Origin of the sequence: Bradyrhizobium sp. Ghvi, from assembly GCF_900115265.1 — a bacterium.
Taxonomy (GTDB): Bacteria; Pseudomonadota; Alphaproteobacteria; order Rhizobiales; family Xanthobacteraceae; genus Bradyrhizobium.
The window spans coordinates 321628-348047 of the sequence record NZ_FOVU01000005.1 but is presented as its reverse complement, the minus strand read 5'-3'; the positions used below and the strand labels follow the sequence as shown (position 1 = coordinate 348047).

The following is a 26420-nucleotide window of genomic DNA, read 5'->3' as shown; positions in this document are numbered from 1 at the left end:
TTCGGGGCGGCCTAGCCGTCCTTTTCTTTGCGTTCTGCCGGCATCCGCCTGTCTTAGTTCGCTGATTTCGCGAACCCGTCCCGACCTTGCTGCGACCTATCGAGAGCCCGGTGCAGGGATGCACCGGCTTCGATGTGCCACGCTTAATGGGACCGCAACCTCGATGCCCTAGCGTCCCGCCGATTTCAGCGAATCGGCGCGTGTCGCGTCGGCGACCGGGACGTGCCAACGCGAGTGCCCGTTGCGGGCCTCGTCCTCATGGGAAAACCAGATAAATGTCGAAACGCCATGCCGTGATCATTGCCATGGGCCTCCTTGCCAGCGCTTCCGCGCTTGCGCAGACCGAGACCACGGGCCAAAGCAGCCCTAAGACCAACAGTTCGTCCGGCGCGGTGCCCGCAGCCGCCAACCCGGCTCACGCCGCCGCCCCCACAGCCGCAGCAGCACCGGCGTCGACCGCCGAGAGCCGCTCCGCCGCGGCGCTCGCGCTGACGCACGAGCCGACCTATGACGAAGGCACCGCCCAGCGGATCAAGGACGCGGCACTGAGCTATTCCGACCTTGCGGTGCGCGGCGGCTGGCCGACGATTCCCGCGGACGCCAAATTCACGCTCGGCGTCCACGGCCCCAATGACGACCTGCTCCGCAAACGGCTCATCCTCAGCAGTGACCTCGCCGCCGACAGAGCGAGCGGCGCCTTCGACCAGGATCTCGCCGACGCCGTGAAGCGCTTCCAGGCCCGCCACGGTCTCGCGCCCACGGGCATGATGACGCCGCGCACGCTCGCGGCCATGAACGTCCCGGTGCAGAAGCGCATTCGCCAGCTGGAAGCCTCGCTCGAGCGGCTCGAGAATACCAATTTCAGCTTCGGCCAGCGTTATGTCGTGGTCAACATCCCCGCCGCCTACGCCGAGGCGGTCGAGAACGACGTCGTGGTGCGGCGCTATCGCGTCATCGTCGGCAAGACCGAAAAGCCGTCGCCGACGCTGACCGCGCAAATCACCGGCGTCGTGCTCAATCCGACCTGGACGGTCCCCTCCTCGATCGCCAAGACCGAGATCTCCGCGCACATGCGCAAGGACCCGACCTATCTGTCGCGCATGCACATGGAGGTGCTCGACGCGCACGACAATCCGATCGATCCGCATGCGGTCGACTGGTCGGGCACGCACACGCCGAACTTCACCGTGCGCCAGCAGAACGGCAGCTTCAACGCGCTCGGCGCGGTCAAGATCGACATGCCGAACTCCTATTCGGTCTACATGCACGACACCAACCAGCGCAATCTGTTCAGCGACGACTACCGTTTCGATTCCCACGGCTGCTCGCGCGTCGACAACGTACGCGATCTCGCCGCCTGGCTGCTCAAGGACCAGCCGAAATGGACCCGCGCCGCGATCGACGCGGAAATCGCCACCGGGCAGCATCAGGAGGTCGCCATGGCCAAAAAGGTGCCGGTGGCCTGGATTTATCTCACGGCGTGGATGACCAAGGACCAGACCATCCAGTTCCGCAACGACGTCTATAACCAGGACGAGCAGTTGCTGGAGGCGACTGCCGAGGAAGCGGCGTTCTTCAGCAATGCCGGCAATCACCCGCTGACCGCACATATGGCGCAGTAGGCATGCAATGGCAGCAACGGGTGGATGCAGATCTCTTCACCCGCCGCAGTTGACCCGGGCCTCGGGCTCACAGCACATTGCGTCTCGCCCGAAGACAAGCGAGCGCGCGATGCCTGACCTCTCCCAAGATACTCCCTACGCCGACGGCAAGATCCTGAAGCAGGTCATCGACGGCGTCGGCGTGATCACCTTCAACAATCCGGACAAGCGCAACGCGATGTCGCTGGAGATGTGGGAAGGATTCGGCGAGGCGCTGATGGCCTTGCGCGACGACGAGACGGTGCGCGTCGTGATCCTGCGCGGTGCCGGTGGCAAGGCATTCGTGTCGGGCGCCGACATCAGCCAGTTCGAGAAGGTCAGGCACAACGCCGCCGCATCCGAAGAGTACGCCAGGCGCAGCGCCGCCCAACGCGCGCTGCTCGCGAATTACCCGAAGCCGACCATCGCCTGCATCGAGGGTTTCTGCCTCGGCGGCGGCATGCAGGTCGCAATGCTTGCAGACATCCGCCTCGCCGCGCATGGCAGCCAGTTCGGCATTCCCGCGGCAAAGCTCGGCATTGCCTATGGCTATGACGGCCTGCGGCACCTGGTGTCGCTGGTCGGACCGTCCTGGGCAAGGCTGTTGATGTATACGGGCATGCGCATCGACGCAGCCGAAGCGCTGCGCATCGGCCTCGTCGAGCGCCTGTTTCCAATCGATCAGCTGTGGGGAGAGACGATGGCGATCGCGCAGACCATCTCCGAGAACGCCCCGCTCGCGATCAAGGCCGCCAAGATCACCATCGCCGAGGTGCTGAAGGACGAAAGCGCCCGCGACATGGACGCGATCAAGGCAATCGGCACCGCCTGCATGGACTCGGCGGATTTCCGCGAGGGCCGACAGGCCTTCATGGAGAAGCGCAAGCCGCAGTTTCAGGGGAAGTGACGCCTCAAGTAGCTCCGGCGGCTCGCGCTTGTCTCGAACTTGCGAACCGGGGGCTCTGCAAGATCTCGTTCAAGGCCTGAACGTTGGCGGAACGCGCACCTTTGCGCCAGATGAGCACGGTCCACGCCCGATCCTCGGTTCTTCCCAATGGATGGAGACTCAAGAGCCCCCGGTCAGGAAAAGTGGTCAGGACGCTCTTTGGGATCAGGGCCACGCCCATTCCCGCAACGACACAGCCCAGCATGGCGTGATATGAGCCCAGTTCGATTAGGCGCTCCGGCATTTCGTTTCGTTTTGCGTACCAGTCCTCAAGCCGCTTGCGATGCGGGCATCCGTGCTCGAAGACGATGATTGTCCGTGGCAGGTTGCTACTTTTCTTGCCAATCGGCGGGTGATCGGCAGCCGCGATCATTACCAACTCCTCCTCGAAGGCCGGCACCTTCTCAAAGGGCTCGTCGGCTATCGGCTCGGCCACAAGCGCCGCATCGAGTTCGCCGGCTAGAATGGCGCTCGCGAGAACCTGCGGATTGCCGGTGCGAAGCTCCAGAACCACCTCTGGATGGCGCCGGTGGTATTGGCTGAACAGCGCCGGCAGCCTGACTGCTGCCGTGCTCTCCATCGCGCCGAGACGAAACGTGCCGCGGGGCTTTGCGTTCTGCAAAGCATCGCGGGCTTCGTCCGCGAGCGCAAGCAATCGATTTGCGTAGCCGAGCAGCAGCTGTCCCTGGGGCGCCAGATGCAGGCGCTTGCCCTCGCGTATGAAGAGCGCAACCCCGAGATCCTCTTCAAGCTGCCGGATACGGGTTGTGACATTGGACTGGACGCGGTGCAGCCGCGCGGCTGCTCGGGTCACGCTGCCTTCGCGCACGACGGCGGCGAATATCCGTAAATCGGACAGATCCATATATCTCTCATCATGATGAACTATATCACAATTATTCATTTTAGGTGATTTAGCCCTTCCGGTAAAGATCGCAGTCCCACACAGGAGCTTGTCTGATGATCGTCACCGTATTTCGCACCCGAATTAATCCCGGCGTACAGGATGAATATGGGCCGATCGCAAAACGCATGAGCGAACTGGCGCGGACGATACCCGGCTACATCTCACACAAAGGCTTCGTTGCTGACGATGGAGAACGGGTGACGATCGTCGAGTTCGAGACCGAAGAGGCGCTTCACCAATGGCGGATCGATCCCGAGCACGCCAAGGCCAAGAGGCGGGGCGTGGAGACGTTCTTCAGCGAGTTCAAATTCCAGATCTGCAGCGTGATCCGGGAGCGGATGTGGACGTCAAGAGCAGCCCGCGGTGCTTGAACCGGCGTTGAAAGATGCCGATCCGATATGAACTGCCGCATCGCGACGACAACCTATTGATCCTCCTCGATTGGCACCGCCTGCATAGACTCAGCGGATTTTCGCGAGGGCCGGCAGGCCTTCATTGAAAAGCGCAAGCCGCAGTTCAGGGGGAAATGAAGAACAGCGGAGGTGAAGCTGAACTTCCATTCAGGAAGATTAAATTCCTCGCCCGGTTTGTCGCGATAGCAACCACTTGATCCCTCGCAAGTTCTTCCGCCACCAACGAGGGAGATTGCGATGAAACTCAAATTTGCTGTTCTTGGTCTGGCTGCCTTGGGGGGTGCCGCGCTGGCGTCGGGACAGGCGCTCGCGGCAATGCCGAACGGCATCCCGCAGGCGGACCAGATTGCGAGCGGTCCGGCCGCGCATGTCGATCAGGTACGCTGGGTCTGTAACCCCTGGGGCCGCTGCTGGTGGCGTCCGAACTTCTACGGCGCCTACGGCTATTACGGCCCGCGCCCGTTTTACGGACGCCCCTGGGGCTGGCGCCATCGCTACTGGCACCGCTGGTGAACGAGAAGGGGCCGCAAGGCCCCTTGCCATGGCTTCTAACTACAACGCCCCAAGCACCGCCTTCGTGATCTCGGCGGTGCCATTGCTGCCACCAAATTCCATCGGCTTGAGGCCGCCGGCATAGACCTGATCGACCGCCCGCTCGATTTGCTCGCCCGCTTCCGTCGCGCTCTCGATGCCGTGCTTGTCCGCGAGCCAGTCCAGCATCATTGCCGCCGACAGGATCATGCCCGTGGGGTTGGCCTTGCCCTGTCCCATGATGTCAGGTGCGGTGCCGTGGCACGGCTGGAACACCGCGTAGGTGTCGCCGATGTCGGCCGAGGGTGCCATGCCGAGGCCGCCGATCAGGCTCGCGGTGATGTCGGAGACGATGTCGCCGAACATGTTCTCCATGACCATCACGTCGAAATCCCAGGGACGCTTGACCAGCATCGCCGAGCAGGCATCGACATAGAGCCGATCGGCCGTCACGCCGGGATGCTTCTGCGCGATCTCGTCGAAGATGCCGCGGAAGAACGCAAAAGCCTTGAACACGTTCGCCTTGTCGACGCAGGCGAGCGAGCCGGGCTTGCCGCGCGCCTTGCGCCGCTCGGCCAGGCGAAACGAGAATTCGAACAGGCGCTCGGAGGTCTTGCGCGTGATCACCATAGTTTCGCGCGCGTCTTCTTGGGTGACGACGCCCTTGCCCATGGAGGCGAACAGGCCCTCAGTGGACTCGCGGATCACCACGAGATCGATGCCGCGCTGGTCGGCACCGACGATGGGGCTCGGCACGCCAGGAATGAGGCGTGCGGGCCGCACGCCGGCATAGAGATCGAAGATGAAGCGCAGCTCGATCTGCGGCGCGATCTCGGTGTTGTCGGGGTAGCGCACCGACGGCAGGCCGCAGGCCCCGAGCAGGATCGCGTCCGCCTCCTCGCAGAGCTTGATGGTCGAGTCCGGCATCGATTTGCCGGTCGCAAGATAGTTGTTGGCGCCGGCCGGCGCCTCGGTGAAGCGGAAGCTCAGGCCCGACTTGTCGCCGACCTTGCGCAGCACTTCGAGCGCGGGCGCCATGACCTCGGGACCGATACCGTCACCGGCGAGCACGGCAATGTGGAAGGCGTTGTTTGCGGGCATGGGGATTCCTGTATCGGGGACGTCATCCCGGGGCGGCTCGAAGAGCCGAACCTGGGATCTCGAGATTCCGGGCTAGGTCCTGCGGACCGCCCCGGAATGACAGAACAAACTACGGCGTCAGCACGGTGCGCCCGACCACCGCGCCCTGCTGCAATTGCAGCAGCGCATCGTTGGCCTTGTCGAGCGGCGCCTTCGTCACCGGGATCGGCGGCACCTTCTTCGCACGCACGAGATCGAGCAGTTCCTGCGTCTCGCGCAGATTTCCGACATAGCTGCCCTGGATCGTCACCGCCTTGATCGGGATCAGCGGCAGCGCCCAGGTCGCGCCGCCGCCGAACAGGCCGACGATGACGAGCTTGCCGCCCTTGGTCAGACAGTCGAAGCCGAGCTGCGTCGTCGCGGCATTGCCGACGAGATCGATCACGGCGCGGATCGGACCACCCGCCTTCTTCGCCAGCTGCTCCAGCGCGTCCGGGGCCTTGGGATCGACGGTAGCGAGCGCACCGGCCTTCTCGGCGGCTTCGCGCTTCCTGACGTCGATATCGACCATGATCGCGCCCTTGCCGCCCATGGCTTTCAGGAGCGAGAGCGCCATCAAGCCGAGGCCGCCGGCGCCGAACATCACGATCGGCGTATCGAAATACTGCTCGACCTTCTTCAGCGCGCTGTAAGTGGTGACGCCCGAACAGGCATAAGGCGCCGTCGTTGCGGGATCGAGTCCTCTGAGATTGAGCAGGTAACGCGGATGCGGCACCAGCATGTGATCGGCATAGCCACCGTCGCAATAGACGCCGAGCGAGCGCGGCGTCAGGCACATGTTCTCGTCTCCCGCGAGGCACGTCGCACATTTGCCGCAGCCGATCCAGGGATAGACGAGGCCGACGTCGCCGACCTTGAGATCGCCCTGCTCGGTCGGCTTCACATCGGGTCCAAACGCCAGCACTTCGCCGACGGTCTCGTGGCCCATGGTCAGCGGCAGATTGATGCCGCGATCCTTCAGAGACAGCGGCTTGCGCCCGTGGCCGAGATCGTAGCCGCCTTCCCAGATGTGGAGATCGCTGTGGCAGACGCCGGCGGCTTTGACCTTGATCAGCACCTGCGTGCCCGACGGCTGCGGCGTCGCCTCGTCGAACTCCTGCAGCGGCGCCTTGAAATCGGCAACCTTGAAACTCTTCATCGGAATCCTCCCGGCATTCGTCTTGTTATCGCATCACCTTGCCACGCCTGGCCGGGCGCGACAAACCCGAACCTGTCTAGTTGACGTCGCTGGAGGCCGGCAAGCCGAGCGCGCGCAAGACCGCATTGCTTGCCGCGCGATGCCGTTCATCAGCCCTGCACGGCTGTTTTGCCTGTCGGAATTGGCGCGTCGGTGAGAAGGCCGATCTCGTCGCGCAGCACATCGGTATGCTCACCAAGCACGGCGATCGTTTTGGCCGGCGTGGTATCGGCACCCGTCATCCGGAACGGCAGGTTGAGTACCCTAAAGGAGCCGCCCTCGTCCCGCACCTCGGAGAGCGCCTTCCGGTGCGCGAGCTGCGGATCGGCCAGCGCCTCGGCCACGGTGCGATACGCCGAGGCCGGCACACCGGCCGCCCCGAGCACCGCAAGACACGCGTCGGTTGCGAGCCGCCGCGACCAGGCTTCAACGCCATCCATCATCTCCACCCAGTTCTCGCGGCGCGCGCCGTAGTCGGAGAAGCGCGGATCGGAGATCCATTCGGAACGACCGATCACGCCCATCAAAGCCTGGAACGTCTTCTCACTCGCGACGGTGATCATGACATAGCCGTTGGCGGTCTCGGTCGGCCCGAACATCGGACGCGGCGGCGGCTTCACAGCGAATTGGGAGGTCTGCAATTCGGTCAGCGTCAGCGACAACATCGATTCCAGCATCGAGACGTCGATGTGCTGACCGAGCCCGGTCACGCTGCGCTGATAGAGCGCGGAGGCGATCGCACCGAAACCGTAGGTGCCGGTGACGACGTCGGCATGATAGATGCCGCAATAGTCCGGTCTGTTGCGGCCGGGCTGATAAGCGAGATGCGCCATGTCATAGCCGGAGGCGGCATGGATCACCGGCGCGTAGGCCGGCAGCTCGGCCGAGGGGCCGCTCTGACCGTAGCCGGAGATCGAGCAGTAGATCAGCCTGGGATTGACCGGGCGGAGGCTGTCGTAGTCGAGCTGCAGGCGGCGCATCACGCCGGGGCGAAAATTCTCGACCAGGATGTCTGCTGTCGCGGCCAGCCGGCGGACCGCCTCCTTCCCATCCTCGGATTTGAGATCGAGCACCACGCTCTTCTTGCCGACATTGAGCTGGCCGAACACGGTGCTGCAGCCCTTGCGCAACGGTGGCCGGGTGCGCATCGTCTCGCCGCCATCGGTCTCGATCTTGATGACCTCGGCGCCCATGTCGGCTAACATCCGCGCGCAATGGGGACCTGCGATGGTGGTCGAAAAATCCAGCACCCTGAGGCCCGCAAAGGCCTTTGTCGTCGTCCCCTCATGCTTATCTGCTAGCTGCATCCCCGAAGCCCCCTTTGGAACCTTCATTGTTCTCTCTTGTTGATGCGGCGACCCTAGAGGGCGGCGGCTACGTAGGAAAGTATTTACCGAACGGATGCGCCGCGTGGGCGGGCTTTGAGAATTCCTGGACAACTGGACCCGTTCTTGCATAGCAGCAAAACGGGATCGGAAGAAGGCAGCTGTTCTTGAGGGTCTTGTTCGTCACCACGGAGATGGACGACTTCGTCCGCGTCGGCGGACTTGGTGCCGTTTCTGCTGCCCTCCCCCGAGCGCTCCGCCCCTTCGCCGATATCCGGATCATGCTGCCCGGCTATCGGGATATCATCGAACAACTCACGCATATTCAGATCGTTGGCCGCTGTCCGGCTTTTGCGGAAATGCCGGCCTGCTCGCTCGGCCGGGCCGCGACCAAGGACGGAATGCCGGTCTATGTGCTGCTGTGCTCGCAGCTCTACGACCGGCCCGGCAATCCCTATGGCGACGAGTCCGGACGCGACTGGCCTGACAACGACATCCGCTTCGCGCGGTTTGCATCGGCGGCCGCTGAGCTTGCCATGGGCATGCTGGACAAGAATTGGGCAGCAGACTTGATCCATGCCAACGATTGGCAGGCCTCGCTCGTGCCGGCCTATCTCGCCTGGCGCGGCGCCAAGCTGCCGTCGATCCTGACCATCCACAACCTCGCCTATCAGGGTCTCTTCCCGAAGGAGTCGTTGCGTCGGATCGGCGTCCCCGAAAGCTCCTTCCACATCGACGGCGTCGAGTTCTATGACCAGCTCTCCTTCTTGAAGGCGGGGCTGGTCTACGCCTCGCATCTCACCACCGTCAGCGGCACCTATGCGCGCGAGATCACGACCGAAGAGTTCGGCTGCGGACTGGAAGGCTTGTTGCGCGTCCGCTCCGAGGCGTCCGAGCTCACCGGCATCCTCAACGGCATCGACGAGAGCTGGGATCCGCGCTCCTGCGCCCAGCTCGCGCAACAATTCGGTGCCGGCGACTGGGTCGGCAAGAAGGCCAATGCCGATTACGTGCGCAAGCAGTTCGGTCTGGCAGTCTCGCGCGGGCCGATGTTCGGCATCGTCGCTCGCCTCGTGCACCAGAAGGGGATCGACCTCGTGCTCGCAGCCGCCGACGAGATCGTCGATGCCGGCGGGCAGATCGTCGTCACCGGCTCCGGCGAACCCGCGCTCGAGCAGGCGCTGATCGATGCCCACCGCCGCCGTCCTGACGCCATCGGCGTCACCATCGGCTTCAACGAAGCCCAGGCGCGGCGCATCTTCGCCGGCAGCGATTTCACCTTGATGCCGTCGCGGTTCGAACCGTGCGGGCTGAGCCAGATGTACGCCCAGCGCTTCGGCTCGCTGCCGATCGGGCACCAGACCGGCGGCCTCGCCGAGACCATTACCGACGGCGAGACGGGCTTCCTGTTCTCGAGACCGTCGCATGATTCTTTCCTCGGCGGCGTCCGCCGCGCCTTCTCCGCCTTCATGGCCCAGGACCAGCTCGACACCATGCGCCGCAGCGCCATGGGCCGAACATTCTCCTGGAGCATCTCGGCGGGAAATTACAACAAGCTGTACCGGAAACTTGCGACGGCGTGAGCTGCGCACTCTCTCGTGCCCCGGACGCAGCGCAGCATCTGTTCGACGATGCGCTGCTGAGACGAGGCCCATGTCGCACCGGATTTCGAGGCTCCTGGGTCCCGGCTCTGCACCGCAACGCTCACGCGTTGCAGCTTGTCCGGGACACGGACATCATTCCTCACCCCTTCCCGCGCACGTCCATCTGCGACCGCCCGATCCAGGCGCGGTTGAGGCAGCGGGTCATCCAGTCCGGCCGCGGCTCACCACGCAAGCGCGCCAGCGCTTCCTGGTAAGGACCGACATAACGCAGCCGGTCGGGCAATTTCGGATAGAGGCGCTTGATCCACCGCAGCGCATTGTCGGCGGATCTCTTGTCGCGCGCGTCGAGCTCAAACCCGAAACCTAAGCGCAGGCGCTCCGGCAGCAGGCTTGCCGTGAGCGCGCGGTACCATCGCGGCGGCCGCAGCCACGGACGTGCGCCATCAAAAATCTGCGCAGCAATCGTACGCGCAGCGGGGCTGACGGTGAGCGTCTCCGACTGCACCATTGCGGTCGTGTAGGCCGCAAAGCCGGACCAGTCGGCCGGCAGATCGTCCGCCGTCAATCCGAACAGCGCGCCGAACGTCCTGCTCTCGATCCAGTAGCGCTCGCGCTCCTCCACCGAGAACGGCGGCAGAACCAGATCGTGCGCCATCAACGCAGTCTCGACCAGCGTGGCATGAACCCAGCGCAGCGAAGGGATGTCATTGGCACAGTAATGCGAGCCTGCCGCGAACGGGCCAACGGTCTCCGGCATCTCGCCGACGATCATGCTATGACGCCGGTGCAGCTGCCGGGATGACAACAGCGCCCGGTCGAGCGAGCCGAACACCATGGCAAAGACGATGTCGAAGGTGCGATGGAAGCGCCCGATCGGATCGGCAAGGGTGTTGGAATGCTCGGCGATGGCGGCCGCGACCCAGGGATGCGCGAGCTGAAGCAGCAGCGCCCGGCCGGCGCCGAGAAAGATGACGGCCTCCCGGTCGAGCCGCCAGGTCAGCGTGTCAGGACCGAACACGCCGGCGACCGGTCCCGCCGCGTGGGCGCGGACCTGGTCGAGCGCCAATTCCAGATCGTTTCCGGACACCACTTGCAGGGACCTCATCGACTGCTGATTGGTACGATCCGCAACGCCTGTGGCAATTCGATGAAGCAAATGACCGCCTGCGCCGCTATTCCGCGGCCATCGGCATCTCGTCCAGATGCTCGTGCAACACCACGCCCGACAGCGGATCGAATTCGCCGACCCACGGCGCACGCGCCAGCACCGAGCGGGTATGCGCATAGCCCGCACCCCACCGCTGCATGATCCCGGACGGACTGAAGTCGATGTCCTTGGTGTGGCTTTCGCGGTCGAGCTGGGGGGCGAGCAGCCGCATCACATGCATCCGAGTCGGACAGCCGTAGCTGGTCAATTCCCTCACCGCGGGATCGGCGCGCTCGCTTTCGGGTAGACGCGCGGCGAGCTGGTTGATGACATGGCGGAGACGATGGGCCTGCTGCTGGCGGACGATCTGGCTCGCGATGCGGCTGGAGTACTGCACGTCCTTGTGACGGTTCAGCACCTCCGCCATCGTGGTCGGCTCGGCGCCGACGGGATTCCACAAATGCACCGCGAAGATCAGCGAATTCTTGCGCGGATTGTCGTCGAAAACAGCCTCGGTCGGCGTGTTCGACAGGATGCCGCCGTCCCAATAGAGCTCGCCATCGATGCGCACCGCCGGAAACGCCGGTGGAAGCGCGCCCGAGGCCATGACGTGCTTCACCGTCAGCTCGCCGTCGCGGCTGTCGAAATAACGCATCTGGCTGGTACGGACATGAGCCGCGCCGACCGTCAGCCGCGGCACGCAGCGATTGACCAGGCTGAAATCGACGAGCTCGCGCAACGTCTTCTCCAGCGGTGCGGTCGAATAGAAGCCGGCGTGATCGGCCCCCAGCGGATAGGAATCGCCCGCATGCGCCAGCGGATTGGGACGGAAGAAGCCGGGAATGCCGTTGGTGACCGTCGACCAATAGGCCAGCTTGTCGTTGAAGCCGGGAAACGCGCTGCGCAGATTCCAGACCGGGTTTTGCTCCATCCGCTTCCAGAATTCCTTCAGCCGCGCCAGCCGCTGGCCGGGCTCGTTACCTGCAATGAGGCTCGCATTGATCGCGCCGATCGAGGTGCCGATGATCCAATCGGGCTCGATGCCGGCCTCGTGCAAGGCCTGGTACACCCCGGCCTGGTAGGAGCCGAGCGCTCCACCGCCCTGAAGGACCAGCACGACCTGGCCCGGCAGGCCCTTGCCCTTTGCGTTGTCCTGTGTGCCGTTCATGGTTCGCTCCTGATGAGCCTGCATCGGTCGAATATTCGTTGGCGGCCGCGACTTGTTACGCAGGCCCGCGCGATGCCGTTTCATGTCAATGCGCGGTCCAGCCGCCATCGACGGGAAGCGCAATGCCGGTGATCGAGGCGGCTGCGTCGGTTGCCAGGAACACCGTGAGTGCGCCAAGCTCCTCGACAGTGGCGAAGCGCTTGTTCGGCTGCTGCGCGAGCAGCACGTCGCGGATCACCTGATCGCGAGAAATCCCGTGCGCCGTGGCCTGTCCATCGATCTGCGCTTCGACCAGCGGCGTGTAGACATAACCGGGGCAGATCGCATTGCAGGTAATGCCGTCTTCCGCCGTCTCCAGCGCCGTCACTTTGGTCAGACCGACGATACCGTGCTTGGCCGCGACATAGGCTGACTTGAACGGTGAGCCGACCAGGCCGTGCGCGGATGCGACGTTGACGATACGGCCAAAGCCGTTCCGGCGCATCGCAGGCAGCGCGAGCCGTGTCGTGTGGAAAGCCGAAGACAGGTTGATTGCGAGGATCTGGTCCCATTTTTCGGCCGGAAACTGGTCGAGCGGCGCGACGTGCTGGATGCCGGCATTGTTGATGAGGATGTCGAGCCGGCCGGATTCCGCGATGGTGGCCGCGATCATCTCGGCGATCGATTTCGGGCTCGTCATGTCGGCCGGCGAATAGCTTGTCTTGACACCGAACTCGGCGGCGATCTGCTCGCGCGTCCGACCGATCTCGCTGGCCATGCCAAGGCCGTTGAGCACGATGTCGGCGCCGGCGGCGGCCAGCGCACGCGCGATCCCAAGGCCGATCCCGCTGGTCGATCCGGTGACCAATGCCACCTTGCCGGCGAGCACATGCGACGGAACGGACGCCTGCGTTTTGATGGGAATATTCATGATCCAACCTCTTTCGGAGCAAACAGCGGGCGCAGGGTCAGCGCCGTGGCCGGGGCGAAATGTGCCTGACCATCCCATCTTGCGGAAATGCCGGTTGGCTTCCGAGTCCATACGTCCGGGCTATCGCAGGTGGGATGTCATTTGCTGCCCTGATCCGCTAGATTTCGGGTCGGTCTTGCTGGGAGCCGATCCATGGAAATGCACCAGGTCCGCTATTTTCTCGCGGTGGCGCAACTGCTCAACTTCACGCGCGCCGCCGAGGAGTGCAACGTGACGCAGCCGTCGCTGACGCGCGCGATCAAGCAGCTCGAGGCCGAGCTTGGCGGCGACCTGTTTCGCCGCGAGCGTCCGGCGGCCCAATTGACCGAGCTCGGCCAGCGCATGCATCCGCTGCTCAAACAGTGCTATGACGCCGCCGCCGGCGCACGCTCGCTCGCCTCCTCCTTCAAGAGCGGCGAAATCGGCGCGTTGCGAATTGCGCTGACGCATTCGGTCGACCTTGCGCTGCTGATTCCGCACCTCAACGAGATCAAACGACAGTTCAACCGGCTCGAATTTCGCTTCCTGCGCGGCTCGAGCAAAGAGGTCGGCGACTTCCTGAAGAAGGGCGAGGCAGAGCTCGGCATTGCGGCTGAGATCGACGAGGCCTGGGACCGGCTCGACACCTGGCCATTGTTCACCGAAGGCTTCGAACTCGTCGTCAGCAGCGGACACCGGTTGGCAGGTCGCAGCAGCATATCGCTGGATGATTTGCGCTCCGAACAACTGCTAAGCCGAACCTTCTGCGAGCATTCCGGCCGTATTTCCGTCAGCCTGCATGAGCACGGCATTGATCATGGTCACGAGATATCGAGCGAGCGCGACCTGATCGAGCTGGTCGAAGCCAACGTCGGCATCGCCATGGTCCCCCACACGTCGCCCGTGCCGGAAACGCTGACGCGCGCCGCGGTCGCAGGCCTCGACGCCCGCCGTACCGTGAGCCTCTACGGCGTGGCCGGCCGCCAGCGCACAGCGGTGGCCAACGCCGTGATGCGGATGCTGCGCGGCGCGGACTGGCGAGCGGTTGCGGGCTGAATTCGCTTAAAGACGTACAGGCCGCGTTAGCGATCGGCGCTTGCGCTTTCGAGCGCTGCAAGCAGATCGTCGACCTCCATGCGCTTGCGGAAATCCGGATCGACGAAGCGAGCCTTGACGATGCCGTCGCGGCCGACCACGAACACGGCCGGGATCGGCAGCATCCAGCCGTCATTGCCGTGAAACCTGGCCATGTCCTGATAGGACAACAAGCTCTGGATTTCTGCGCCGAGCCAGATCGCCAGATTCAACGACAGCGCGTAGCCATTGTCGAGGTCGGTCAGCACCGGGAACGGCGCCCCCGATTCGGCCTTGAACTTCTCCGTGAACTCCTGCGTTTCCGGCATGATCGCGACAATCTGGGCGCCCATTGCCTTGATGTCGTCTTGGGCCTGGATCACCGCGCGCACGTTCAGTCGGCAATAAGGGCACCAATGGCCTCGAAAGAACATGACCGCTACCGGGCTGCGCGAAGTCAGCGAAGGCAAGGTGACCAGATGCCCATTCTCGTCCGGCAACATGAAGGGCGGCATCATCTCGCCCGGCCGGGGCGCGTTTTCCCCACCGCCATTCCCGGCTAGTCTTGCCACGAGCCGATCGACAGCCTCGCCGTAAGCCGGAAAGATCTCACGACCGGCATTCGCGTACGCCCGAAGCTGTTCGTTCAGGGTCCCCTCCATGTCACGGCAGCGCTGGAAGGCAAGCTTGAGCCGCTCGGCATCGGCTGTGGAAAGGGATGTCATTTTCCGCTCCGGCATTGGTGAACCTATTATTTGGCATTTCAGCCGCCCCGCAAGGGCTGCCGGTCGATCGAATGCTTGATCCCTGTCAAACGGAAATGCCGATCCACAATCGGTTCGATAGCCGCCACGCATCAACATAGCGCTCGGCTATCGCATCGAGAGCAAGCCGGCATTTCAGGGCCGACGCGGTTTCGGCGACACTCCTGCCATAGCCGGCAACCAGCGGGGTTGCGGCCAACACAGGAGACCTCCCCATGTCGACGAGCCACACCTTGTCACGCCTGATCTGGCCCGGGCTTGCCGTGTTCGGCGCTCTCACTCTCTCGGCGCAGCCGGTGCTCGCCGGCGAATGCCCGGCCGATAAGATCAAGCCGAACGCGCGGCAGATGGTTGACTATAAGCCGGCCGGCGTCACTGACGTCACGCTCGGCGCGATCGACCTCGGCAAGCAGCCGGCGCATCTGGAAGGCCGCGAGCTGCGTTTCCGCAAGCTGACGATCGCGCCCGGCGGCATCGTGCCGTGGCACAGCCATGATGACCGCCCGGCCCTCATCTTCGTGCAGCAGGGCGAAATCGTCGAATACGCCTCCAATTGCATCGATCCGATCGTGCACAAGGCCGGCGATATCCGCCCGGAAGTGTTCGGCACCTCGCATTGGTGGAAGAACCTCGGCAAGGAGACGGTCGTTCTCTATGTCGGCGATGTCCGCAAGGATCCGCACGATCACAACATGTGACGGTACCGAGTGTGCAGTCGTTCCGGGGCGCGAAGCGAACCGGAACCTCGAGATCCGGGGCTGGTGCTCCGGACCACCTTGCGGTCCCGTTCGCACCAGCCCGGAAATGACAGACCGAGGAGGGCCATGCCATGACCGATCTTTCCACGCCGATCAAGCCGTCCGCAATGGCGATGGACGCACATTTGTCCGGTCTCGTACTTCGGTCGGTCGTGATCGGCCTCACCGCATTCCTGACCGTCGTCGACTTGTTCGCGACTCAGGCGATCCTGCCAGCGTTGACGCGCCACTATGGCGTCACGCCTGCGGCGATGGGCTTCGCCGTCAATGCGAGCACCTTCGGCATGGCCGTCGCAGGTCTGGCGGTCGGCCTCTTCAGCCCGCATATCGACCGGCGAACCGGCATCTTGCTCAGCCTCGCGCTCCTCGCCATTCCGACGAGCCTATTGGCGACTGCACCGAATCTTGCCGTCTTCACAACCTTGCGGATTGCGCAGGGTCTGTGCATGGCGTCGGCCTTTGCCTTGACGCTTGCTTATCTCGGTGAACAATGCAGTGCCACCGATGCCGGCGGCGCCTTTGCCGCCTACATCACCGGAAACGTCGCCAGCAACCTCGTCGGCCGTCTGGTTTCGGCAGCGCTCGCCGACGGCCTCGGCCTCGCCTGGAATTTCTACGTATTCGCCGCGCTCAATTTGGCGGGAGCGGCGCTAGTCTTTTTCACGATCAAGCGGGTCGAGCCGATGCGTCCGACGATGTCTGCACCGTCGCCGCTGATCGCCGCGCTCGCGCACTGGCGCAATCCGCCGCTGCGGGCCGCATATGGCATCGGTTTTTGCATCCTGTTCGCGTTCATCGGCACCTTCACATTCGTCAATTTCGTGCTGGTTCGGCCACCGCTGTCGCTCGGCATGATGCACCTCGGTCTCGTCTATTTCGTCTTTCTGCCCTCCATCGTCACAACGTTGCTGGCCGGCAGGATGACAGCCCGCCTCGGCACGCGGCCGACGATCTGGGGCGCGCTTGCGGTCGCCGCAATCGGCCTGCCGCTGATGCTGGGAGCGCATCTGGCTGAGGTACTCACCGGCATGGTCCTGGTCGGCGTCGGCACCTTCTTCGCCCAAGCCGCTGCGACCGCCTTCGTGGGACAAGCGGCGACCGACAACCGCGGCATCGCCAGCGGCACCTATCTCGCCTGCTACTTCTGCGGCGGCCTCGTCGGCACGGCCGTGCTCGGACGTCTGTTCGACGCGTATGGTTGGCATGCCTGCGTCGCCGGTGTCGGCGGGGCCCTCGCCGCAGCGGCCCTGCTGACGCTTAGCCTGAAACGTTAGCGCCTGGCCTTCGCCATCTCCGCCGGCGCTTCCTGCGGCGGCGGGTCGTCATCGGCGATGGCCCGCCAGGCGGCGCCGTCGAGATCGTCGTACTGGCCGCTGCGGAGCGACCAGAGGAAGGCGGCGAGGCCGGCGCCTCCGAGCAGCAAGGCCAGCGGCACCAGGTAAACCAGGATCTCCATCACACGATCTCCCGCGAGGCGCTGCGGGCGCGCAGCGAATTGAGCATCACCAGGATCGACGATCCGCTCATGGCGGCTGCCGCGATCAGGGGGGTGACGACGCCGCTGATCGCGACCGGCACGGCAAGCACATTATAACCGATCGCAAGCCAGAGGTTCTGCCGCATCAGATGCAGCGCCTTGCGCGCGGAATCGATCGCCGCGACGACCGGAGCCAGGGGCCGCCCGAGGAAGACGAGATCGGCGGTCGCCTGGCTGAGATGCGCGGCCGAGATCGGCGACATCGAGACATGGGCGGCCGCCAGCGACGGCGCATCGTTCATGCCGTCGCCGACCATCAGCACCTTTGCACCGCGCCGCTTCAGCTCCTCGATCCGCGCGATCTTGTCGGCGGGCGTGACGCCGGCCCGCCATTCGGCGATGCCAAGCGCGTGGGCCGCTGCAATCACGGCGGGTTCACGGTCGCCGGAGAGGATCTCGATGCCGATATTGCGTGCCTTCAGTGCCGCGATCACGGCCTGCGCGTCCGGACGCAGGCCCTGGCGCACGGAGAGGATGAACTTTTCCTCTCCCCTGCTGAAGGCCACGATGGACGCCTCAGGATCGAAACGGGTCGCATCAGCGACCAGCGCCTCGGCGCCGCAGAAGGACGGCCGGCCGAGACGGAGCTCGACGCCATCGACCATGGCGCGGACGCCTTGCCCGGCCTCCTCGGCTGCGCTGAGGATCGGCGACGTCGCGCCCACGGCCTGCGCGACCGCAGCGGCGACCGGGTGATGGCTCGACAACGCGAGGCGGCCGGCGAGCTCGAAAACGTCGGAGGGGATATCGTCGGCGTTCGTGACCTCGAGATCCGGGAGCGTCAGCGTGCCGGTCTTGTCGAAGATGACATGGTCGGCTTCGGCCAGCCGCTCGATGGCATCGCCGGAATTGAGCAGCACGCCCGCCTTGAACATCGTACCCGAGGCCACCGTCTGCACGGTCGGAATCGCAAGGCCGAGCGCGCAGGGACAGGTGATGATCAAGACGGCGATTCCGGTGACAACAGCGTCACGCCAGGTGGCGCCCGCGATGACCCAGCCCAAAATGGTGATGAGCGCGGTCGCATGAACCACCGGCGCATAGAGCCGCGAGGCGCGGTCGGCGAGCCGCATGTAACGCGAACGCGCCTGGAGCGCGTTGTCGAGCAGCCGCGTGATCTCGGCGAGCAGTGTTGCTTCCGAGTCAGCCGAGACCCGCACCCGCAACGTGCCGGAGATGTTCATCGAGCCGGCATAGATAGGCGTGCCCTGCCCGGCCGTGACATAGAGCGTCTCTCCGGTGATCAGGCTCTGATCGATCTCGGAACGCCCCTCGATCACGCTGCCGTCGACCGCGCAGCGCTCGCCGGGCCTGAGCAGCACGATGTCGCCGGGATGGATCGCGGCGACCGGCACCTGCGAGATTTCGTCGGGTCCGACGAATTTGGCCGCCGTCTCCGCTTTCAGCGCCGCGAGGTTGCCGGCAACAGCGCGGGTCCGCCGCCGCATGTTCTGGTCGAGGAAGCGGCCGACGAGCAGGAAGGTGAGCAGCATGATCGCCGCGTCGAAATAGGCGTGCTCCGCATGGTTGATGGTCTCGACCACGGACATGCCAAGCGCGAGGCACACGCCGATCGAAATCGGCACATCCATGTTGGTGGTCTTGTTCGACAGCGCGCGCCAGGCCGCACGGAAGAACGGCTGGCCGGCATAGGCAGCGGCCGGCAGCGCAATCAGCGCCGACAGCCAGTGAAAGAAGTCGCGCTGCTCGGGCAGCATGTCCGAGACGTTGCCCGACCACACCGGGATCGACAGCATCATCACGTTCATGGTGGCGAACGCGGCGACGCCGAGGCAGCGGAGCAGGAAACGCGATTCCGCGACCTCGGTCGCTTCCGCGCTCTGGGTCTCGTATGGATAGGCCTTATAGCCGAGCTCCTCGAGCCGATCGATGAAGCGGGCAGGATCGAGCGTGCCCTCTTTCCATTCCAGCGCGACGCGCTTGTCGGTGAGGTTGACCCGCGCCAGCGTGACGTCAGGAATGGCAGAAAGGCCGCGCTCGATCTTGGCCATGCAGCCGGCGCAATGAACACCCTCGACCGCGAGATCGATATGCTGAACGCCTGCGCCCGCGGCGCGGACGTAGTGAGAGAAATCGCGCGTCACCTGCATGGCAAGACCTCAGTTCAGGATCACGCGGTTGCGCGACAGGAACACGCGCTCGCCCCTGGCATCACCCTCGATCACGAGATCCCACTGGCCCGGCGCGACGGAGGCGGCATTGCCGCGATAGACGCCGCTGCCCGCCTCGGTGAGCTCGACCGCGAGGTCGGCGCGCTTGTCGGTCGGCCGCTCGAGGCGCCCGCCGAATTTCAATCCGGTCACCGGCTGGCCCGACGCGTCGCGCGCCTCGACCTGAAGCACGGCATTGCCGTCGGCGCGCCGCTCGATATGCGCGCTGACCTTCCATTTGCGCGCCGCCTGATCCTGCGCCGCCGAGATCTCGCGGTCATAGACGAGGCCTGCGGCATAGGGGCTGTCGACCTCGGTGCCGGGTAGCGTCGCGATCGCGAGCTTCATCATGGTGACGTTGACGCCGATGACGACCCCAAAGAAGGCGACCAGCATCAGCAACACCTTGGTTCCGGTCAGCGGCTTGGCGGCCATGGCGATCTCCTGAACTTACGGCGCGACGAAATTGTCGGTGCTGGAGGCGACCACGCCGAGCCCGATATCGGTGACGTGGAAGTGGACCGGAATCGATTTTTCCGGATTGTTGTCGGCCGGCGCGGTGACGAGCAGCCGCAGCTCGCTGGTGGAATCGCGCGGGATCACGATCATCGGTCTGTCCGGCGTCACCGAATCAACGCCGACGACGTGAATCGTGGGATTGGCCGGACCGTCCGCGTCGATCGCGATGACCCGATCATAACCGCTCTTGTTCAAGAGCCGCACCGTATAGGCGTTGCGGATCGAGCCATCGCTGAGCTTGACCGCAAGCGGGTTGCGGTCGTGCAGCACGTTGATGTCAAGCAGGCTGCGGGTCGCGAGCGTATAGATCATGATGCCGCCGACCGCGGCGATGATCGCGCTGTAGACCACGGTGCGGGCGCGGACGAAGCGGTAGATCGGCGCCTTGCCTTCCTGGCGGCGGTGGATGTTGATGTCGTTGTCGTAGCCGATCAGCCGCTTCGGCCGGCCGATCTTGGCCATCACGTTGTCGCAGGCGTCGATGCAGAGTCCGCACTGGATGCATTCGAGCTGCGGTCCGTTGCGGATGTCGATGCCGGTCGGGCAGACCGCGACGCATTGGTAGCAATCGACGCAATCGCCGACCTGCTCGCCGAGCGCGCGCAGCTCTGCGGCCTTCTTGACCGAGGTGCGCTTCTCGCCGCGGTCGTAGCGATAGGTGACGTTCAGCGCCCATTCGTCGGTGAGCGCGGCCTGGATGCGCGGCCACGGGCACATATAGGTGCAGACCTGTTCGCGCATGTAGCCGGCGAGTATATAGGTCGTCGCGGTGAGGATGCCGATCCAGATATAGGCGACCATCGGCGCCTGGAAGGTCAGGAGATCCTTCACCAGCGTCGGCGCGTCGCTGAAATAGAGCACCCAGGCGCCGCCGGTCCACCAGGCGATCATGAGCCAGATCGCATGCTTGGCGGCGATCTCCGAGACGCGCTCGGGCGTGAGTGAACCGGCCTGCTTGTCCTTGCGCATGCGCTCGCGGCGGTCACCCTCGACGAAGCGCTCGACGGCGTAGAACAGATCGGTCCAGACCGTCTGCGGGCAAAGATAGCCGCACCAGATGCGGCCGCCGACCGAGTTCATCAGAAACAGCGCCACCGCAGCGACGATCAACAGGCCGGTGAAGTAGTAGACCTCCTGCGGCCACAGCTCGATGAAGAAGAAATAGAAGCGGCTGTTGGGCAGATCGATCAGCACCGCCTGGCTGGGGGCGCCAAGGCCGCGATTCCAGCGCACGAAGGGCAGGAAATAATAGACGCCGAGGCAGAACGCCATCAGGCCCCATTTGATCCGGCGGAAGGTGCCGGAGACGCTCTGGGGATAGACCTTCTTGCGGGCAGCGTAGAGCGGCGCGTTGTCATCAACCGGTGTGAGGTCTTTCGGGTTTACGGTCTTGTTCATCGCTCAGCGCTTCCTGGAAGGTGCGATTGAACCTAGACCCCACGGCAATGAGACCATTGATCCAACGCAAACGGGGGCGGATTTCTTCGCCCCCGTTGGAACCGTTGACCGCTGATCGGCTATTTGCCGCCGCCCAGCGAGTGGACGTAAACCGCCATCGCCTTGATGGTGGCGGGGTCGAGACGCCCTTCCCACGCCGGCATGACACCGGCACGGCCGTTGGTGATGGTTTCGATCAGAACCGCCTCGTCGGAGCCGTAGAGCCAGATCTTGTCGGTCAGGTTGGGCGCGCCGAGCTCCTGGTTGCCCTTGCCGCCGTCGCCATGGCAGGCGACGCAATTGTCGGCGAAGATCTTCTCGCCCTTGGCGGCGTCATAGCCGCTCCGGGTCGGCAGGCCCGACAGCGAGCGCACGTAATTGGCCACCGTGACGATCTCGTCCGGCTTCAGCACGCCGTCCTTGCCGAAGGCCAGCATCTGGCCCTCATGGGTTTTGGGGTGGCCGGAGCGTGCGCCGAACTGGATGGTTTGCATGATCTGCTCGAGCGAGCCGCCCCAGAGCCATTCGTCGTCGTTCAGGTTCGGGAAGCCCTTGGCGCCGGCGGCGCCCGAGCCGTGGCACGGCGCGCAATTGTCGCCAAACACGGTCTTGCCCTTGGCGCGGGCGAGCGCCAGCAAGGCCGGGTCCTTTTCGATGTCGGCGAGCGACGCCGTGCCCAGCGCCGCCATCTTGTCACCGCGGATCTTCTCGAGATTGGCAAGCTCGACCGCGACGTCGGCGCGCGATGAGTAGCCGAACAGGCCCGTCGTGTTGCTCGAGATCAGCGGCCAGGCCGGATAGACGACCCAGTAGGCGATGGCCCAGACGATGGTCAGGTAGAAGCAGATCACCCACCAGCGCGGCAGTGGCGTGTTGAGCTCCTTGATGCCGTCCCATTCATGACCGGTCGTGGCCCTGCCGGTGACGGAATCGATTTCGCTATGATGGTCGGTCATGATCTCTCACTCCTCCCGCAGGGGCAAGCTGGCCGCATCGTCGAACGCAGCCTTGTTGCGGGGCCAAAACGCGTAGGCGATGATCGCGAGAAAGATCGCGACGAAGACCGGCGTCCAGATCGTGGTCACGAGACCGGACGCGAGATTGTCGAGTGTCAGGATGGCTTTCATCGGGGATGCCTTCTCAGCGAAGATTGGCTTTCTCGTTGTAGAGCTTGAAGTCGACGAGCGTGCCGAGCATCTGGAGGTACGCGATCAGCGCATCCATCTCGGTCGGAGTGCCCGGCTTGCCGTCGAAATTGCGCACGACGGCCTTGGCGTAGCGCTTGGTGAAGGCGTCAGTGCCGGCATTGTCCGGATCGGCCTGGGCCTTCATGTCGGCGGCCGCATTGGCGATCTGGTCGTCGGTATAGGGCACGCCCACCGTCCGCAGCGTACGCATGTGGTCGGCGATCGCGTCCGGATCGACTTCGGTCCTGGCGAGGAACGGATAGCCCGGCATCACCGACTGCGGAACGATCGCACGCGGGTTGGTCAGATGGGTGACGTGCCAGTCGTCGGAATATTTGGCGCCGACGCGGGCAAGGTCAGGACCGGTGCGCTTCGAGCCCCATTGGAACGGGTGGTCGAACATGCTCTCGGCGGCGAGCGAGAAGTGGCCGTAGCGCTCGACCTCGTCGCGCAACGGGCGGATCATCTGCGAGTGGCAGAGATAGCAGCCTTCGCGGACGTAGATGTTGCGCCCGGCGAGTTCCAGCGGCGTGTAGGGCCTGACGCCGTCGACCTTCTCGATCGTGCTCTTGAGGTAGAACAGCGGGGTGATCTCGACGAGACCGCCGATCGCGACCACGAGCAGGATGCCCAAGACCAGGACGATCGAGTTCTTTTCGAGAATTTGGTGGCGTGTCCAGAACGACATGGGAAGCTCCTCACTCCGCCGGCTGAAGAGCGACGGGCATCTGGACTTCCTGTTCGCCGACGCGAACCGTCATCCAGAGATTGTAAGCCATGATCAGGGCGCCGATCAGGAACAGTGCTCCGCCGGCGGCGCGGATGATGTAGAAGGGATGCATCGCCTCGACGGTCTCGATGAAGGAATATTCGAGGAAGCCGAGCGAAGTGTAGGCGCGCCACATCAGACCCTGGAGGATGCCGGACACCCACATCGCCGAGATGTAGAGAACGATGCCGAGGGTGGCGATCCAGAAGTGCCAGTTGACGAGCTTGAGGCTGTAGAGGCCCTTGCGATTCCAGACCCACGGCACCAGGCAGTACAGCGCGCCGAAGGAGACGAAGCCCACCCAGCCGAGCGCGCCGGAATGCACGTGGCCGATGGTCCAGTCGGTATAGTGGCTAAGCGAGTTGACCACCTTGATCGACATCATCGGACCTTCGAAGGTCGACATGCCGTAGAAGGCGACGGAGACGACGAGCATACGAAGCACGGGATCGGTGCGCAGCTTGTCCCAGGCGCCCGACAGCGTCATCAGGCCGTTGATCATGCCGCCCCAGGAGGGCATCCAGAGCATGATCGAGAAGGTCATGCCGAGCGTCTGCGTCCAGTCCGGCAGCGCCGTATAGTGCAGATGGTGCGGGCCGGCCCAGATGTAGAGGAAGATCAGCGCCCAGAAGTGGATGATCGAGAGCCGATAGGAATAGACCGGCCGTTCCGCGCGCTTCGGAATGAAGTAGTACATGATGGCGAGGAAGCCGGCGGTCAGGAAGAAGCCGACCGCGTTATGGCCGTACCACCACTGGAACATCGCATCCTGAATGCCGCCCCAGACGATGTAGGACTTCGAACCGAACACCGACACCGGCAGCGCGGGGTTGTTGCCGAGGTGCAGAACCGCGATCGTCACGATGAAGGCGAGATAGAACCAGTTCGCGACGAAGATATGCGGTTCCTTGCGCTTGAGGATGGTGCCGAGAAAGACCAGCAGATAGCAAACCCAAACGACGGTGAGCCAGAGATCGGCATACCATTCGGGTTCGGCATATTCCTTGGACTGGGTGACGCCGAGCAGATAGCCCGTGCCGGCGATGAGAATGAAATAGTTGTAGCCGAGCACGACGAACCAGGGCGCGAGGTCGCCGGCAAGGCGCGCGCGGCAGGATTTCTGCACGACGTAGAACGACGTGCCGATCAGCACGTTGCCGCCGAAGGCGAAAATCACCGCGGAGGTGTGCAGTGGCCGGAGCCGGCCGAATTGAATCCATTGCAGGTCGAAGTTCAGCGCGGGCCAGGCCAGCTGCGAGGCAATGATGAGCCCGACCAGGAAGCCTGCGATGCCCCAGAACATCGCCATGAAGGCGGTGAACTTGATCGGGCCCAGATTGTAGTTGGGCCGGCCGTTGATCTCCTGGGGCGGCAGCGACGCCGGGCGGTCGTAATAGCGGTTGATGATGAAGAATACCGCGGCCAAGCTCGCCGCCGCACTCAGCGCAGCATGGAAGGCGAACGGCGCATCGAGCGCCTTGGCCGAAGCGACCAGGCACAGGAAGGCAGTGACCGCGAATATGAACGCCAGGCCGCTTTCGCCTGTCGTCATGGTTTTCGAGATGGAGGGCTGGGGCATCGCGGATTCTCTCTGAAAGAACACGCTGCCAGAAACCACATTCGCCCTCGCGGGGAATTGATTGAAATCAAGATAGATGGATTTCTGTTAATGCGGGGCTGCTTCCGGTCGGCGAGCGATATCAATCTCTTGGATGTCGGGCCGAGTCGATGACGTGCCACAGCCTCCGGAAAATCACGGAGGTGGAACCGCAGGATTCAAGGAGGTCGCGTCAGTCGTTCGCGGTCGCCTTCAGTGCTGCGATGACATCCTGGCGTGCGACGATTCCGACCAGCTTTTGGCTGCTGTCGAGCACGATGATGCTCCGGATGCGGTGTTCGACCATGATCTGGAGCACGCGTGTCAGCCGCGTGTCGGGGCTGACATAGATGAATTCGGGCGTCATGACGTCGCCGACCTTGCGGCTCATCAGATCGCGATAGCGCGGCAGCATCTGGCTCGGCGTGAACGCAAAGCACTTCAGGATGTCGAACTTGGTGACGATACCGACGACTTGACCATCGTCCTCGACCGGATAGGAGTTGAAATCGTCCTGCTCGAACATCTCGCTGAGAGCGAGCAGATTCTGGTCACGCTGCACCGTGCTGACGTTGCGCGTCATGTAACCTTCGACGGTCTGCTCAAGAAATTTGTACACGGCGCGTCCTCATCGATTGTTCTCTGCCGGTCTTGCCGTCAGTGCGACAACAGCACGCAGCGGGCGGTTTGCGTGACCAGATATTCAGTGACGCCGCCGAGAATGAGCTCGCGGAAGCGGGAATGACCGTAGGCACCAGCGACGATCAGGCCGGCGCCGAGATCGTCTGCTAGTCTCTCCAATTGCACGGCGGCGGCTTCGTTCCCCGCTTCCGGGACGCGCGCCGTCGCGGTGACGCCGTGGCGGGCGAGCCATGCGGCGACGTCGCTGACATGCGCCATGACCGCCGAGCGGTCATCGTCCGCTTCCGGAATCTCGATGATGACGACGTCCTTGGCCTTGCGCAGCAGCGGCAGCGCGTCGGCCACCGCCCGTCGCGCCTCCGGCGTGTCCTTCCAGGCCACCAGCACGCTGCGCGCATCGAGCCAGTTGATCCGGTCGGGCACAACCAGCAGCGGTCGGCCGGTCTGCATCACCAGATCCCTGGGGCTGACCAGCGAAAAGGCGTCGGAGAAGATCGGGCTCTGCCCGCCGCTGACGACGATGTCGGCGCAGCGCGCCTGCGCCAGGACGTATCGTGCGGGAAAATCCATGGCGCTTCGCCATTCGGCGCGCGCGCTGCGCGTCCTGGTCGCGGCACGAAATTGCGCCTCCAGATCGGCGAGGCGCCGCTTGACCGAGCCCTCTCCCTGATCAATCAGTCGCTGGGCCGCGATACCATCAGTGAAATAGAGCGGCGGGGCGTAGCGCGCCGCGGCGATCCCGACGATATCCGCCTCGAATCGTTCGGCAAGCTCGCCTGCGACCTCGAGGCGCGCGTTGTTCGGCTGATCCAGCGCCAGGCTGACCATCACGGTCGCGTATGTCATGTGGATCCTCCAGTGCAATCAATCCAAGCAAATTGTACGCCTGCCCCCGTGCCGGGAGATGAGATAGATCAATCGCCGGTCTGCCGGGGCGCGACACCAGCCGGGGAAAGACGACGGACCTTGCCTCCGGGTCGGGCTTGGGCGACATTGCGGCAAGCGGTAACGGCATCCGGAGCCGCCGCATCAGGATAGG

General features: G+C 64.1%; 26 protein-coding genes and 1 pseudogene. 9 read left to right on the top strand and 18 right to left on the bottom strand.

Annotated elements, in window-relative coordinates; genetic code table 11:
- The first annotated feature begins 275 nt into the window (after positions 1-275).
- Both BM374_RS20920 and BM374_RS20915 read left to right on the top strand, forming a co-directional pair.
- A complete protein-coding gene (locus tag BM374_RS20920) occupies positions 276-1622 on the top strand; it encodes a L,D-transpeptidase family protein (protein ID WP_092295770.1) in 1347 nt (448 codons plus the stop codon).
- Between the two features lie 109 nt (positions 1623-1731).
- Positions 1732-2547, top strand: coding sequence for an enoyl-CoA hydratase (locus BM374_RS20915; protein WP_092295767.1), 816 nt, complete (start codon positions 1732-1734; stop codon positions 2545-2547).
- Between the two features lie 4 nt (positions 2548-2551).
- On the opposite strand, the gene BM374_RS20910 is transcribed toward BM374_RS20915, so the two are convergent.
- Positions 2552-3451 (bottom strand): LysR family transcriptional regulator, encoded by a 900-nt coding sequence (locus tag BM374_RS20910; RefSeq protein WP_092295764.1) that lies wholly within the window; start codon positions 3449-3451, stop codon positions 2552-2554.
- A gap of 95 nt (positions 3452-3546) precedes the next feature.
- On the opposite strand from BM374_RS20910, the gene BM374_RS20905 reads away from it, so the two are divergent.
- The 3 genes and pseudogenes from BM374_RS20905 to BM374_RS20900 all read left to right on the top strand — a co-directional run bounded on the left by BM374_RS20905 (position 3547) and on the right by BM374_RS20900 (position 4419).
- On the top strand, positions 3547-3864 hold the full coding sequence (locus BM374_RS20905) for an antibiotic biosynthesis monooxygenase family protein (RefSeq protein ID WP_092295761.1): 318 nt from the start codon (positions 3547-3549) through the stop codon (positions 3862-3864).
- A gap of 66 nt (positions 3865-3930) precedes the next feature.
- Positions 3931-4023 (top strand): annotated as a pseudogene (locus BM374_RS39465) (enoyl-CoA hydratase); the annotation flags it as partial.
- 120 nt (positions 4024-4143) lie between these two features.
- On the top strand, positions 4144-4419 hold the full coding sequence (locus BM374_RS20900) for a hypothetical protein (RefSeq protein WP_092295758.1): 276 nt from the start codon (positions 4144-4146) through the stop codon (positions 4417-4419).
- Positions 4420-4458: 39 nt separating this feature from the next.
- On the opposite strand, the gene BM374_RS20895 is transcribed toward BM374_RS20900, so the two are convergent.
- The 3 genes from BM374_RS20895 to BM374_RS20885 form a co-directional block, all read right to left on the bottom strand.
- The gene (locus BM374_RS20895; RefSeq protein WP_092295755.1) at positions 4459-5538 is read right to left on the bottom strand and encodes an isocitrate/isopropylmalate dehydrogenase family protein; all 1080 of its coding nucleotides are present in this window, start codon (positions 5536-5538) and stop codon (positions 4459-4461) included.
- 109 nt (positions 5539-5647) lie between these two features.
- Positions 5648-6715: an alcohol dehydrogenase gene (locus BM374_RS20890; protein WP_092295752.1), complete on the bottom strand. Its 1068-nt coding sequence runs from the start codon at positions 6713-6715 to the stop codon at positions 5648-5650.
- Positions 6716-6864: 149 nt separating this feature from the next.
- Positions 6865-8061 (bottom strand): CaiB/BaiF CoA transferase family protein, encoded by a 1197-nt coding sequence (locus BM374_RS20885; protein WP_092295749.1) that lies wholly within the window; start codon positions 8059-8061, stop codon positions 6865-6867.
- Between the two features lie 185 nt (positions 8062-8246).
- Between BM374_RS20885 and glgA the strand changes: the two genes are divergently transcribed.
- Positions 8247-9662 (top strand): glycogen synthase GlgA, encoded by a 1416-nt coding sequence (glgA, locus tag BM374_RS20880; protein WP_092295746.1) that lies wholly within the window; start codon positions 8247-8249, stop codon positions 9660-9662.
- A 160-nt stretch (positions 9663-9822) separates the two neighbouring features.
- On the opposite strand, the gene BM374_RS20875 is transcribed toward glgA, so the two are convergent.
- From BM374_RS20875 to BM374_RS20865, 3 genes are all read right to left on the bottom strand, one after another.
- Entirely contained in the window at positions 9823-10773 is a 951-nt protein-coding gene (locus BM374_RS20875) for an oxygenase MpaB family protein (protein WP_177248476.1), read from the bottom strand.
- Positions 10774-10855: 82 nt separating this feature from the next.
- Positions 10856-11998 carry a patatin-like phospholipase family protein gene (locus BM374_RS20870; protein WP_092296932.1) on the bottom strand — a complete coding sequence of 381 codons (1143 nt, stop codon included), beginning with the start codon at positions 11996-11998 and terminating at the stop codon, positions 10856-10858.
- Between the two features lie 85 nt (positions 11999-12083).
- On the bottom strand, positions 12084-12908 hold the full coding sequence (locus BM374_RS20865) for a 3-hydroxybutyrate dehydrogenase (RefSeq protein ID WP_092295743.1): 825 nt from the start codon (positions 12906-12908) through the stop codon (positions 12084-12086).
- A gap of 192 nt (positions 12909-13100) precedes the next feature.
- Here BM374_RS20865 and BM374_RS20860 point away from each other — a divergent pair, with 192 nt between their 5' ends.
- Positions 13101-13982, top strand: a complete 882-nt coding sequence (locus BM374_RS20860; protein WP_092295740.1) for a LysR family transcriptional regulator — start codon at positions 13101-13103, stop codon at positions 13980-13982.
- A gap of 26 nt (positions 13983-14008) precedes the next feature.
- Here BM374_RS20860 and BM374_RS20855 read toward each other — a convergent pair whose 3' ends face one another.
- The gene (locus BM374_RS20855; RefSeq protein WP_092296929.1) at positions 14009-14725 is read right to left on the bottom strand and encodes a peroxiredoxin-like family protein; all 717 of its coding nucleotides are present in this window, start codon (positions 14723-14725) and stop codon (positions 14009-14011) included.
- Positions 14726-14979: 254 nt separating this feature from the next.
- Between BM374_RS20855 and BM374_RS20850 the strand changes: the two genes are divergently transcribed.
- Together BM374_RS20850 and BM374_RS20845 are read left to right on the top strand one after the other, a co-directional pair.
- Positions 14980-15462, top strand: coding sequence for a cupin domain-containing protein (locus tag BM374_RS20850; RefSeq protein ID WP_092295737.1), 483 nt, complete (start codon positions 14980-14982; stop codon positions 15460-15462).
- A gap of 131 nt (positions 15463-15593) precedes the next feature.
- Complete coding sequence (locus BM374_RS20845; protein ID WP_092295734.1) at positions 15594-16796, top strand: MFS transporter; 1203 nt, start codon at positions 15594-15596, stop codon at positions 16794-16796.
- On the opposite strand, the gene ccoS is transcribed toward BM374_RS20845, so the two are convergent.
- From ccoS to BM374_RS20795, 10 genes are all read right to left on the bottom strand, one after another.
- The gene (ccoS, locus tag BM374_RS20840; protein WP_092295732.1) at positions 16793-16978 is read right to left on the bottom strand and encodes a cbb3-type cytochrome oxidase assembly protein CcoS; all 186 of its coding nucleotides are present in this window, start codon (positions 16976-16978) and stop codon (positions 16793-16795) included. The two genes, BM374_RS20845 and ccoS, sit on opposite strands and share 4 nt — an antisense overlap.
- Positions 16978-19170: a cation-translocating P-type ATPase gene (locus BM374_RS20835; protein ID WP_092295729.1), complete on the bottom strand. Its 2193-nt coding sequence runs from the start codon at positions 19168-19170 to the stop codon at positions 16978-16980. Before BM374_RS20835 ends, ccoS begins: the two co-directional genes overlap by 1 nt.
- 9 nt (positions 19171-19179) lie before the next feature.
- Positions 19180-19665, bottom strand: a complete 486-nt coding sequence (locus tag BM374_RS20830; protein ID WP_092295726.1) for a FixH family protein — start codon at positions 19663-19665, stop codon at positions 19180-19182.
- A 15-nt stretch (positions 19666-19680) separates the two neighbouring features.
- Positions 19681-21147 (bottom strand): cytochrome c oxidase accessory protein CcoG, encoded by a 1467-nt coding sequence (ccoG, locus tag BM374_RS20825; protein WP_092295724.1) that lies wholly within the window; start codon positions 21145-21147, stop codon positions 19681-19683.
- A 119-nt stretch (positions 21148-21266) separates the two neighbouring features.
- Entirely contained in the window at positions 21267-22142 is an 876-nt protein-coding gene (gene ccoP / locus BM374_RS20820; protein ID WP_092295721.1) for a cytochrome-c oxidase, cbb3-type subunit III, read from the bottom strand.
- Positions 22143-22148: 6 nt separating this feature from the next.
- Positions 22149-22313 (bottom strand): cbb3-type cytochrome oxidase subunit 3, encoded by a 165-nt coding sequence (locus BM374_RS20815; RefSeq protein ID WP_092295718.1) that lies wholly within the window; start codon positions 22311-22313, stop codon positions 22149-22151.
- A gap of 13 nt (positions 22314-22326) precedes the next feature.
- On the bottom strand, positions 22327-23061 hold the full coding sequence (ccoO, locus tag BM374_RS20810) for a cytochrome-c oxidase, cbb3-type subunit II (RefSeq protein WP_092295715.1): 735 nt from the start codon (positions 23059-23061) through the stop codon (positions 22327-22329).
- 10 nt (positions 23062-23071) lie between these two features.
- The gene (ccoN, locus tag BM374_RS20805) at positions 23072-24721 is read right to left on the bottom strand and encodes a cytochrome-c oxidase, cbb3-type subunit I (protein WP_092295712.1); all 1650 of its coding nucleotides are present in this window, start codon (positions 24719-24721) and stop codon (positions 23072-23074) included.
- 211 nt (positions 24722-24932) lie between these two features.
- Positions 24933-25358 (bottom strand): CBS domain-containing protein, encoded by a 426-nt coding sequence (locus tag BM374_RS20800; protein ID WP_092295709.1) that lies wholly within the window; start codon positions 25356-25358, stop codon positions 24933-24935.
- 38 nt (positions 25359-25396) lie between these two features.
- Positions 25397-26227: a universal stress protein gene (locus tag BM374_RS20795; protein ID WP_092295706.1), complete on the bottom strand. Its 831-nt coding sequence runs from the start codon at positions 26225-26227 to the stop codon at positions 25397-25399.
- Positions 26228-26420 lie beyond the last annotated feature (193 nt).

What these genes read in the sequence shown, in the direction of transcription:
- BM374_RS20920 (WP_092295770.1), top strand. Translation starts at nt 276, where the DNA reads ATGTCGAAACGCCATGCCGTGATCATTGCCATGGGCCTCCTTGCCAGC.
- BM374_RS20915 (WP_092295767.1), top strand. Translation starts at nt 1,732, where the DNA reads ATGCCTGACCTCTCCCAAGATACTCCCTACGCCGACGGCAAGATCCTG.
- BM374_RS20910 (WP_092295764.1), bottom strand. Translation starts at nt 3,451, where the DNA reads ATGGATCTGTCCGATTTACGGATATTCGCCGCCGTCGTGCGCGAAGGC.
- BM374_RS20905 (WP_092295761.1), top strand. Translation starts at nt 3,547, where the DNA reads ATGATCGTCACCGTATTTCGCACCCGAATTAATCCCGGCGTACAGGAT.
- BM374_RS20900 (WP_092295758.1), top strand. Translation starts at nt 4,144, where the DNA reads ATGAAACTCAAATTTGCTGTTCTTGGTCTGGCTGCCTTGGGGGGTGCC.
- BM374_RS20895 (WP_092295755.1), bottom strand. Translation starts at nt 5,538, where the DNA reads ATGCCCGCAAACAACGCCTTCCACATTGCCGTGCTCGCCGGTGACGGT.
- BM374_RS20890 (WP_092295752.1), bottom strand. Translation starts at nt 6,715, where the DNA reads ATGAAGAGTTTCAAGGTTGCCGATTTCAAGGCGCCGCTGCAGGAGTTC.
- BM374_RS20885 (WP_092295749.1), bottom strand. Translation starts at nt 8,061, where the DNA reads ATGCAGCTAGCAGATAAGCATGAGGGGACGACGACAAAGGCCTTTGCG.
- BM374_RS20870 (WP_092296932.1), bottom strand. Translation starts at nt 11,998, where the DNA reads ATGAACGGCACACAGGACAACGCAAAGGGCAAGGGCCTGCCGGGCCAG.
- BM374_RS20865 (WP_092295743.1), bottom strand. Translation starts at nt 12,908, where the DNA reads ATGAATATTCCCATCAAAACGCAGGCGTCCGTTCCGTCGCATGTGCTC.
- BM374_RS20860 (WP_092295740.1), top strand. Translation starts at nt 13,101, where the DNA reads ATGGAAATGCACCAGGTCCGCTATTTTCTCGCGGTGGCGCAACTGCTC.
- BM374_RS20855 (WP_092296929.1), bottom strand. Translation starts at nt 14,725, where the DNA reads ATGACATCCCTTTCCACAGCCGATGCCGAGCGGCTCAAGCTTGCCTTC.
- BM374_RS20850 (WP_092295737.1), top strand. Translation starts at nt 14,980, where the DNA reads ATGTCGACGAGCCACACCTTGTCACGCCTGATCTGGCCCGGGCTTGCC.
- BM374_RS20845 (WP_092295734.1), top strand. Translation starts at nt 15,594, where the DNA reads ATGACCGATCTTTCCACGCCGATCAAGCCGTCCGCAATGGCGATGGAC.
- ccoS (WP_092295732.1), bottom strand. Translation starts at nt 16,978, where the DNA reads ATGGAGATCCTGGTTTACCTGGTGCCGCTGGCCTTGCTGCTCGGAGGC.
- BM374_RS20835 (WP_092295729.1), bottom strand. Translation starts at nt 19,170, where the DNA reads ATGCAGGTGACGCGCGATTTCTCTCACTACGTCCGCGCCGCGGGCGCA.
- BM374_RS20830 (WP_092295726.1), bottom strand. Translation starts at nt 19,665, where the DNA reads ATGGCCGCCAAGCCGCTGACCGGAACCAAGGTGTTGCTGATGCTGGTC.
- ccoG (WP_092295724.1), bottom strand. Translation starts at nt 21,147, where the DNA reads ATGAACAAGACCGTAAACCCGAAAGACCTCACACCGGTTGATGACAAC.
- ccoP (WP_092295721.1), bottom strand. Translation starts at nt 22,142, where the DNA reads ATGACCGACCATCATAGCGAAATCGATTCCGTCACCGGCAGGGCCACG.
- BM374_RS20815 (WP_092295718.1), bottom strand. Translation starts at nt 22,313, where the DNA reads ATGAAAGCCATCCTGACACTCGACAATCTCGCGTCCGGTCTCGTGACC.
- ccoO (WP_092295715.1), bottom strand. Translation starts at nt 23,061, where the DNA reads ATGTCGTTCTGGACACGCCACCAAATTCTCGAAAAGAACTCGATCGTC.
- ccoN (WP_092295712.1), bottom strand. Translation starts at nt 24,721, where the DNA reads ATGCCCCAGCCCTCCATCTCGAAAACCATGACGACAGGCGAAAGCGGC.
- BM374_RS20795 (WP_092295706.1), bottom strand. Translation starts at nt 26,227, where the DNA reads ATGACATACGCGACCGTGATGGTCAGCCTGGCGCTGGATCAGCCGAAC.